This window comes from Lysinibacillus odysseyi 34hs-1 = NBRC 100172 (assembly GCF_001591965.1).
Lineage (GTDB): Bacteria > Bacillota > Bacilli > Bacillales_A > Planococcaceae > Lysinibacillus_B > Lysinibacillus_B odysseyi.
In genome coordinates this window covers 1-1,644 of the sequence record NZ_BCVX01000026.1, presented here as the reverse complement: position 1 = coordinate 1,644, position 1,644 = coordinate 1, and the positions used below count along the sequence as shown (strand labels likewise).

Below are 1,644 nucleotides of genomic sequence, written 5' to 3'. Positions count from 1 at the left end.
AATAAAATGGAGCGGGTGATGGGAATCGAACCCACGACATCAGCTTGGAAGGCTGAGGTTTTACCATTAAACTACACCCGCAGATGAGATGGTGGGTCAGGACGGAATCGAACCGCCGACACTTAGAGCTTCAATCTAATGCTCTACCAACTGAGCTACTGACCCTTTATAAAAAATGGCGGTCCCGACCGGGATCGAACCGGCGATCTCCTGCGTGACAGGCAGGCATGTTAACCGCTACACCACGGGACCATTTGGTTGCGGGGGCCGGATTTGAACCAACGACCTTCGGGTTATGAGCCCGACGAGCTACCACTGCTCCACCCCGCGATAATATTATTCAGATTTATTAAAATATGTGATGCACCATTTTTATAAAAAATGGCGGAGGAAGAGGGATTCGAACCCCCGCGCGGTTTAACCCGCCTGTCGGTTTTCAAGACCGATCCCTTCAGCCGGACTTGGGTATTCCTCCGTTATTATATTTATCTGGTGGACCTTACAGGACTCGAACCTGTGACCGGACGGTTATGAGCCGTCTGCTCTAACCAACTGAGCTAAAGGTCCTTTAGGATGGCGGCAGAGGGGATCGAACCCCCGACCTTACGGGTATGAACCGTACGCTCTAGCCAGCTGAGCTACGCCGCCAGGATCTTTAATTATATGGTTGGTGGAGCCTAGCGGGATCGAACCGCTGACCTCCTGCGTGCAAGGCAGGCGCTCTCCCAGCTGAGCTAAGGCCCCATATCTTTTAAATCATGCATATTAAGATGGTCGGGAAGACAGGATTCGAACCTGCGACCCCTTGGTCCCAAACCAAGTGCTCTACCAAGCTGAGCTACTTCCCGTACTTTCATTGGCGCGCCCGACAGGAGTCGAACCCATAACCTTCTGATCCGTAGTCAGACGCTCTATCCAATTGAGCTACGGGCGCTTAATAGTCATATGCTGGTGCCGAGGACCGGAATCGAACCGGTACGGTAGTCACCTACCGCAGGATTTTAAGTCCTGTGCGTCTGCCAGTTCCGCCACCCCGGCATATTGGAGCGGAAGACGAGGTTCGAACTCGCGACCCCCACCTTGGCAAGGTGGTGTTCTACCACTGAACTACTTCCGCAATATGCTATGTTTTATGCTGACAAAAATGATGCGGGTGAAGGGAGTCGAACCCCCACGCCTTGCGGCGCTAGATCCTAAGTCTAGTGCGTCTGCCAGTTCCGCCACACCCGCATTATTTAAATGGTGAGCCATGAAGGACTCGAACCTTCGACCCTCTGATTAAAAGTCAGATGCTCTACCAACTGAGCTAATGGCTCAAAGTGGTGCCGGCGAAAGGACTTGAACCCTCAACCTACTGATTACAAGTCAGTTGCTCTACCAGTTGAGCTACACCGGCACTTTGAGATGGTGGAGGATGACGGGCTCGAACCGCCGACCCCCTGCTTGTAAGGCAGGTGCTCTCCCAGCTGAGCTAATCCTCCTGGGTATTAAGCGAAGCGATGTCCTACTCTCACAGGGGGAAGCCCCCAACTACCATCGGCGCTAGAGAGCTTAACTTCCGTGTTCGGTATGGGAACGGGTGTGACCTCTCTGCCATCATCACTTCACTCGCACATAGATGTGCTATTTACTTGAAAGAAGTTT

16 tRNA genes and 1 rRNA gene are annotated in these 1,644 nt (G+C 52.6%); all 17 read right to left on the bottom strand.

Going from position 1 to position 1,644, the window contains the following annotated elements:
* Window positions 1–7: 7 nt before the first annotated feature.
* Window positions 8–81: transfer RNA gene (locus BOD01S_RS22215), tRNA-Gly, on the bottom strand.
* Between the two features lie 8 nt (window positions 82–89).
* Window positions 90–165: transfer RNA gene (locus BOD01S_RS22210), tRNA-Phe, on the bottom strand.
* Between the two features lie 11 nt (window positions 166–176).
* Window positions 177–252 (bottom strand) — tRNA-Asp (locus tag BOD01S_RS22205).
* Between the two features lie 3 nt (window positions 253–255).
* Window positions 256–330, bottom strand: a tRNA-Met gene (locus BOD01S_RS22200).
* A gap of 52 nt (window positions 331–382) precedes the next feature.
* Window positions 383–475: transfer RNA gene (locus tag BOD01S_RS22195), tRNA-Ser, on the bottom strand.
* Window positions 476–490: 15 nt separating this feature from the next.
* Window positions 491–567: transfer RNA gene (locus BOD01S_RS22190), tRNA-Ile, on the bottom strand.
* Window positions 568–574: 7 nt separating this feature from the next.
* A tRNA-Met gene (locus BOD01S_RS22185) sits at window positions 575–648 on the bottom strand.
* A gap of 20 nt (window positions 649–668) precedes the next feature.
* Window positions 669–744: transfer RNA gene (locus tag BOD01S_RS22180), tRNA-Ala, on the bottom strand.
* A gap of 27 nt (window positions 745–771) precedes the next feature.
* Window positions 772–848 (bottom strand) — tRNA-Pro (locus BOD01S_RS22175).
* Between the two features lie 9 nt (window positions 849–857).
* Window positions 858–934, bottom strand: a tRNA-Arg gene (locus BOD01S_RS22170).
* Between the two features lie 15 nt (window positions 935–949).
* Window positions 950–1,038, bottom strand: a tRNA-Leu gene (locus BOD01S_RS22165).
* Between the two features lie 4 nt (window positions 1,039–1,042).
* Window positions 1,043–1,117 (bottom strand) — tRNA-Gly (locus BOD01S_RS22160).
* Between the two features lie 31 nt (window positions 1,118–1,148).
* A tRNA-Leu gene (locus BOD01S_RS22155) sits at window positions 1,149–1,230 on the bottom strand.
* A 10-nt stretch (window positions 1,231–1,240) separates the two neighbouring features.
* Window positions 1,241–1,316 (bottom strand) — tRNA-Lys (locus tag BOD01S_RS22150).
* A gap of 4 nt (window positions 1,317–1,320) precedes the next feature.
* A tRNA-Thr gene (locus tag BOD01S_RS22145) sits at window positions 1,321–1,396 on the bottom strand.
* 9 nt (window positions 1,397–1,405) lie between these two features.
* Window positions 1,406–1,481: transfer RNA gene (locus BOD01S_RS22140), tRNA-Val, on the bottom strand.
* A 10-nt stretch (window positions 1,482–1,491) separates the two neighbouring features.
* Window positions 1,492–1,607, bottom strand: a 5S ribosomal RNA gene (rrf, locus tag BOD01S_RS22135).
* Window positions 1,608–1,644: the final 37 nt, after the last annotated feature.